Origin of the sequence: Dolichospermum sp. UHCC 0352 (assembly GCF_009711925.1) — a bacterium.
GTDB lineage: Bacteria > Cyanobacteriota > Cyanobacteriia > Cyanobacteriales > Nostocaceae > Dolichospermum > Dolichospermum lemmermannii.
Genome location: NZ_VIKY01000259.1, coordinates 1 through 6,683, shown reverse-complemented (window position 1 = coordinate 6,683; position 6,683 = coordinate 1). Strand labels below are relative to the sequence as shown.

At 49.2% G+C, this 6,683-nt stretch carries 2 protein-coding genes; both read left to right on the top strand.

Features of this window, described 5'->3' with window-relative positions; all coding sequences use genetic code 11:
* The first annotated feature begins 48 nt into the window (after positions 1–48).
* Positions 49–1,941, top strand: a complete 1,893-nt coding sequence (locus FJR06_RS18555; RefSeq protein WP_015083024.1) for a DNA-directed RNA polymerase subunit gamma — start codon at positions 49–51, stop codon at positions 1,939–1,941.
* Between the two features lie 272 nt (positions 1,942–2,213).
* The gene (locus tag FJR06_RS18550; RefSeq protein WP_168652005.1) at positions 2,214–6,392 is read left to right on the top strand and encodes a DNA-directed RNA polymerase subunit beta''; all 4,179 of its coding nucleotides are present in this window, start codon (positions 2,214–2,216) and stop codon (positions 6,390–6,392) included.
* Positions 6,393–6,683: the final 291 nt, after the last annotated feature.

Genomic DNA, 6,683 nt, shown 5'->3' with positions numbered 1-6,683 from the left:
ACTCCTGACTCCTGACTCCTGACTCCTGTTTTTTCATTCTTAATTCTCATGAGATCCCCCCAAACTAATCAATTTGACTACGTAAAAATTGGCATAGCTTCACCAGAACGCATCCGTCAATGGGGTGAACGGACTTTACCCAATGGACAACTTGTAGGTGAAGTTACCAAGCCAGAAACTATTAATTACCGCACCCTCAAACCAGAAATGGATGGTTTGTTTTGCGAGCGCATCTTTGGCCCAGCTAAGGATTGGGAATGCCATTGTGGTAAGTACAAACGGGTGCGCCATAGAGGGATTGTCTGCGAGCGCTGTGGTGTAGAAGTTACAGAGTCCCGCGTCCGTCGTCACAGGATGGGTTTTATTAAGTTGGCTGCCCCTGTGGCTCATGTTTGGTATCTCAAAGGGATTCCTAGCTATATTGCTATTCTCCTAGATATGCCGTTGCGGGATGTGGAGCAGATTGTTTATTTCAACTCCTACTGCGTTTTAGCACCGGGCAACGCTGATACTCTCAGTTACAAACAACTGTTGAGCGAAGACCAATGGTTAGAAATCGAAGATGCTATCTACAGCGAAGATTCCCAGTTAGAGGGTGTGGAAGTTGGCATTGGTGCTGAAGCTCTGTTGCGGCTGTTGGCAGATATTAATTTGGAGCAAGAAGCCGAAACCCTGCGGGATGAAATCGAAAAGGCCAAGGGTCAGAAACGGGCAAAATTAATTAAACGGCTGCGGGTAATTGATAATTTCATCGCTACCGGTTCTCAGCCAGAATGGATGGTAATGGAAATTATTCCCGTCATTCCCCCAGATTTGCGCCCCATGGTGCAGCTAGATGGAGGCAGATTTGCCACCAGCGATTTAAATGATTTGTACCGCCGGGTGATTAATCGCAACAACCGTTTGGCTAGACTTCAGGAAATTCTCGCGCCGGAGATTATTGTCCGCAACGAGAAACGGATGCTGCAAGAGGCTGTGGATGCCTTGATTGACAATGGTCGGCGGGGACGGACTGTGGTGGGGGCTAATAACCGGCCGCTGAAATCCTTGTCCGATATTATTGAGGGAAAACAAGGACGTTTCCGCCAAAACCTTCTGGGTAAACGGGTGGACTATTCGGGACGGTCGGTAATTGTGGTCGGTCCGAATCTGAAGATTCACCAGTGCGGTCTACCCAGAGAAATGGCCATTGAGTTGTTTCAGCCCTTTGTGATCAATCGTCTGATTCGTTCCGGCATGGTGAACAATATCAAGGCAGCGAAAAAGCTGATTTCTCGCAATGATGCCAGTGTTTGGGATGTGTTGCAGGAAGTAATTGAGGGGCATCCAGTGATGCTAAACCGAGCGCCCACGTTGCACCGATTGGGGATTCAGGCCTTTGAACCGATTTTGGTAGAAGGGAGAGCCATTCAACTCCATCCTTTAGTCTGTCCCGCCTTTAATGCTGACTTTGACGGTGACCAAATGGCGGTTCATGTTCCCTTGTCCTTAGAGAGTCAAGCTGAAGCCCGGCTGTTGATGCTGGCTTCTAATAATATTTTGTCACCAGCGACGGGCAAACCGATTGTGACTCCTAGCCAAGATATGGTCTTGGGAGCATATTATTTGACAGCGGAAAACCCCAAGGCAACCAAGGGGGCGGGTAAGTATTTCTCCTCTTTGGACGATGTAATTATGGCCTATGAGGCGAAACAGGTAGAGCTTCATGCCTATATTTATGTGCGTTTTGATGGGGAAATTGATTCGGGTGAACCGGATACTGAACCTGTGGAGGTAATTGAGGACAAAGACGCTAAGGGCAGGCTGATGAGTCGGACTCTGATTTATAAGTTCCGACGGGTGCGGGAAGATGGGGAAGGGAATTTGATTTCTCAGTATATTTATACGACTCCAGGACGAGCAATTTATAACCAGGCAATTCAGGAAGCGATAGATGCGTAGAGAAAGGAGTCAGGAGTCAGAATGAAGAAGGAGTCAGAATGAAGAAGGAGGTAGGAGTCAGGAGTCAGGAGAAATGAAGAAGAAAGAAAGAAAGAAAGAAAGAAGAAGTAAAAAATTCCTTCCTCTTTCTGCTTTCTCCTTCCTCTTTCTGCTTTCTCCTTCTGACTCCTTCCCTCTTCTGACTCCTGACTCCTGACTCCTGACTCCTTCCCTCTTCTGACTCCTGACTTCTGACTCCTTCAACTAACTAAGACTAATGACTAATAAAAATTATGACTAAAGCAGTTTTTCGGAATCTGGTAGTAAACAAAGCTAAGTTGAGAGACCTGATTTCTTGGTCTTTTACTCATTATGGAACAGCGCGGACGGCAGTAATGGCCGATAAACTCAAGGAATTGGGTTTTCGCTACGCTACCAGAGCCGGAGTATCTATTAGTGTGGATGATTTGATGATTCCTCCGGCTAAGAAAGAGATGCTGGAAGCAGCAGAGATGGAAATTTTAGTAACGGAGGAACGCTATCAACGGGGGGAAATTACCGAGGTTGAACGTTTTCAGAAGGTAATTGATACTTGGAACAGTACCTCAGAAGCACTCAAGGATGAGGTGGTGGTGCATTTCCAGAAAACAGATCCCCTCAACTCCGTGTATATGATGGCCTTTTCCGGGGCGCGGGGGAATATTTCCCAGGTGCGGCAGTTGGTGGGGATGCGGGGACTAATGGCAGATCCCCAGGGGGAAATTATTGATTTACCAATTAAAACCAACTTCCGAGAAGGTTTGACAGTTACCGAATATATTATTTCTAGTTATGGAGCGCGGAAGGGGCTGGTGGATACGGCGCTGCGGACTGCTGACTCTGGGTACTTGACCCGGCGGTTGGTGGATGTGTCCCAGGACGTGATTGTGCGAGAGTTTGACTGTGGCACAAATAAGGGCTTGACCATTGGGGCAATGGTCGAAGGGAATAAAATCTTAATTAAACTAGCAACGCGGTTGATGGGTCGGGTTGTGGGTGAGGACGTGGTGCATCCCGTCACAGGGGAAATCATTGCCCTGCGGAATACGCCCATTGATGATGATTTAGCGATCGCTATCCAAAAATCCGGAGTCCAAAAGGTGACTGTCCGCAGTCCCTTGACCTGTGAAGCTGCCCGGTCAGTGTGTCAGCATTGCTACGGTTGGAGTTTAGCCCATGCCAAGATGGTAGATTTGGGTGAAGCTGTGGGGATTATTGCCGCCCAAAGTATTGGCGAACCAGGGACGCAGTTGACCATGCGGACATTCCACACTGGAGGCGTATTCACCGGGGAAGTTGCCCAACAGGTGCGGTCTAAGGTGGCAGGAACAGTGAAGATTCCTCGCAAATTGCAAACCCGTCCCTACCGCACTCGTCATGGTGAAGATGCCCTGTATGTGGAAGCCAACGGGACCTTGACGATTGAGGGCGATAAGAAGTCGGGAACGGGGGAAAGCCAGGAAATTGCTGTTACCCAGGGTTCAACTCTATATATTCACAATGGTCAGCAGGTATTGGCAGAGCATTTGGTGGCTGAAGTGGCGCTGGGAGGTAGAACCACCAGAACCAATACAGAAAAAGCCGTGAAAGACGTAGCTTCTGACTTGGCTGGTGAAGTGAAATTTGCGGATCTGGTGGCAGAACCAAAGACTGACCGCCAGGGGAATACCACTACTACTGCTTCTAGAGGCGGTTTGATTTGGATTCTATCGGGGGACGTATATAACTTGCTGCCAGGGGCGGAGTTGATTGTCAAGAATGGGGATGCGATCGCAACTAATGGAGTATTGGCGCAAACCAAGCTGACAACGGTACATGGAGGCGTAGTGCGATTACCAGAAGCCATTCCCGGGAAAGGGACGCGGGAAATCGAGATTATTACCGCTTCTGTGGTATTGGATCAGGCAGCGATTACCGTGCAGAGTTCCCAAGGGCGAAATAGCTACTTGATTACAACCACGAATAATCAGGTATTTAATTTGCGGGCGACTCCAGGGACTAAGGTGCAGAATGGTCAGGTAGTGGCAGAATTGATTGATGACCAGTACCGGACGACCACCGGGGGCTTATTGAAATTTGCCCAAGTGGAAGTACAGAAGAAAGGGAAAGCCAAATTAGGCTATGAGGTGGTGCAGGGGGGAACGCTGCTGTGGATACCGGAAGAAACCCATGAGGTGAACAAGGATATTTCCTTGCTGCTGGTAGAGGATGGCCAGTATGTGGAAGCGGGAACGGAAGTGGTCAAAGACATTTTCTGTCAAACCGGTGGGGTGGTAGAAGTTACCCAAAAGAATGACATTTTGCGAGAAGTGGTAGTGAAACCGGGTGAGTTGTTGATGGTAGATGATCCGGAAACTGCGATCGCCCATGACAATACATTTTTGCAGCCCGGTGAAGAATTGCAAGGAATGGTGGCGACGGAGTTGCGGTATATCCAGTATGTGGAGACTCCCGAAGGTCCGGCATTGCTGAGTCGTCCGGTGGTAGAATTTGCTGTGCCAACCCACCCTGATGTCCCAGCGACAACGACGGTGAGTCAGGATACAGGGCGTTCGATTCAGTTACGAGCGGTGCAAAGGATTCCTTATAAGGATTCAGAGCGGGTGAAGTCGGTGGAGGGTGTGGAACTGCTGCGGACACAGATAGTATTGGAGATTGAGCAGGAGACGGAGGGGGAACACGGGGCTTCGCCTTTGGCTGCGGACATTGAATTGATTACTGATGCTGAAAATGAGGAAATTCAGCGGTTACAGTTGGTGATTTTGGAGTCTTTGGTAGTGCGGCGCGACATTACAGCGGATGCGACCCAAGGCAGCACAGAGACTAATTTGGAAGTTGCGGACGGTGACACCATTGAACCTGGGGCTGTGGTAGCACGGACGAAGATTTTGTGTAAGGAAGGGGGAATTGTTCGCGGTGTGCAGCAGGGGGCGGAAACGGTGCGCCGTTGTTTGGTGCTGCGTCCGAATGATTTGGTAACTGTAGGTACCAATGTGCTGCCGAATATCAAGAAGGGCGATTTGGTAGTGGAAGGTAGCGAAATTGCTCCTGGTATATTTGCCGCAGAATCGGGTCAGGTAGTGGAAGTCGTCAGTGGTCAGTCGTCAGTGGTGAGTCAGCGCGGTCTTGGGGGTTTCCCCCATGAGCGACTGACGAACCCCGAAGGGGTCAGTGACAAAACAACGGACAACGGACAACACTTCGACAAGCTCAGTGCATCGCTGACAAAGGACAATTCAGCCCACTCTATTACTCTCCGCGTTGGTCGTCCTTACCGAGTCAGTCCTGGGGCGGTGCTACAGGTCGAAGATGGGGATTTGGTGCAACGGGGTGATAATTTGGTGTTGTTGGTGTTTGAACGAGCCAAGACTGGGGACATTATCCAAGGTTTGCCCCGGATTGAGGAACTGCTAGAAGCCCGCAAACCCAAGGAAGGCTGTATTTTGGCGCGTCGTCCGGGGGAAGTGAAGATTGTCTATGGGGATGGCGATGAGGTGACATCTGTTACTCGTGAAGCCTACTCTATTAAGATTGTGGAAGCCAATGGGACAGTGACCGACTATCCCCTCGGACCGGGGCAGAATTTGATTGTTCCTGACGGGGCGCAGATTGTGGCTGGACAACCAATGACTGATGGCCCTTCTAATCCCCATGAAATTTTGGAGATATTCTTCAGCTTGGGGTCAGAGGATGGGGTCTATGCTTGTGCGAGTCATGCGTTGCAGAAGGTGCAGACCTTTTTGGTGAATGAAGTGCAGATGGTGTATCAGTCCCAAGGGATTGAGATATCTGACAAACACATTGAGGTGATTGTCCGCCAAATGACCAATAAGGTGCGGATTGATGACGGTGGCGACACAACCATGCTACCAGGTGAGTTGGTGGAATTGCGGCAGGTGGAACAGGTGAATGAGGCGATGTCCATTACTGGTGGGGCGCGGGCGGAATATACTCCCATGCTGCTAGGGATTACCAAGGCATCGTTGAATACTGACAGTTTCATCTCTGCGGCTTCGTTCCAGGAAACCACGCGGGTACTAACGGAAGCTGCCATTGAGGGCAAATCGGATTGGCTGCGCGGACTCAAGGAAAACGTGATCATTGGGCGCTTGATTCCCGCTGGGACTGGGTACAACACCTATGAGGAAGCGGGAGTGATTGATGATTACGTGATAGAGCCAGGTAGTGGGGTGCTGGATGAGGTTGATGACCCATTGGATATGGTGTTAGATGACCGGACAGCGAAACTCTATAATTTGGATGCACCGGGAATGGGAGATGGTGCTTTTGGTAGCAAGATAGGGGAAAGACTGATTTTAGATGATGATGATGATTTAATTGCTGATGAAATTAGCGATATCGTTGTTGAAGATGATGAAGATTTTGAGGAAGATGATGATGAGGAAGATGATGATGACTTTGATGATGAATAAAATCTAGTACCGCACAGCGGAATTAAAAATTAACAATTAAAAATTAAAAAAGCAGATTACACAAGCTTTTTGTGGAATTTTTAATTGTTGGTTGATTTGCGCCGCAGTGTACTAGTCATCAGGTAATGGTTCAGGAGTATGGCTAACGCCACGCTTCGCTATCAGAAGGAAGGAGTCAGGAGTTCAGGAGTCAGGAGTTCAGGAGGAAGAAGAGGTAGGGGAGGTAGGGGAGGTACGGGAGGTACGGGAGGTACGGGAGGTAGGGAAGAAGGAAGAAGGAAGAAGGAAGAA

Excerpts from the sequence above, each read along its gene's own strand:
- FJR06_RS18550 (WP_168652005.1), top strand. The coding sequence starts at position 2,214 with ATGACTAAAGCAGTTTTTCGGAATCTGGTAGTAAACAAAGCTAAGTTG.
- FJR06_RS18555 (WP_015083024.1), top strand. The coding sequence starts at position 49 with ATGAGATCCCCCCAAACTAATCAATTTGACTACGTAAAAATTGGCATA.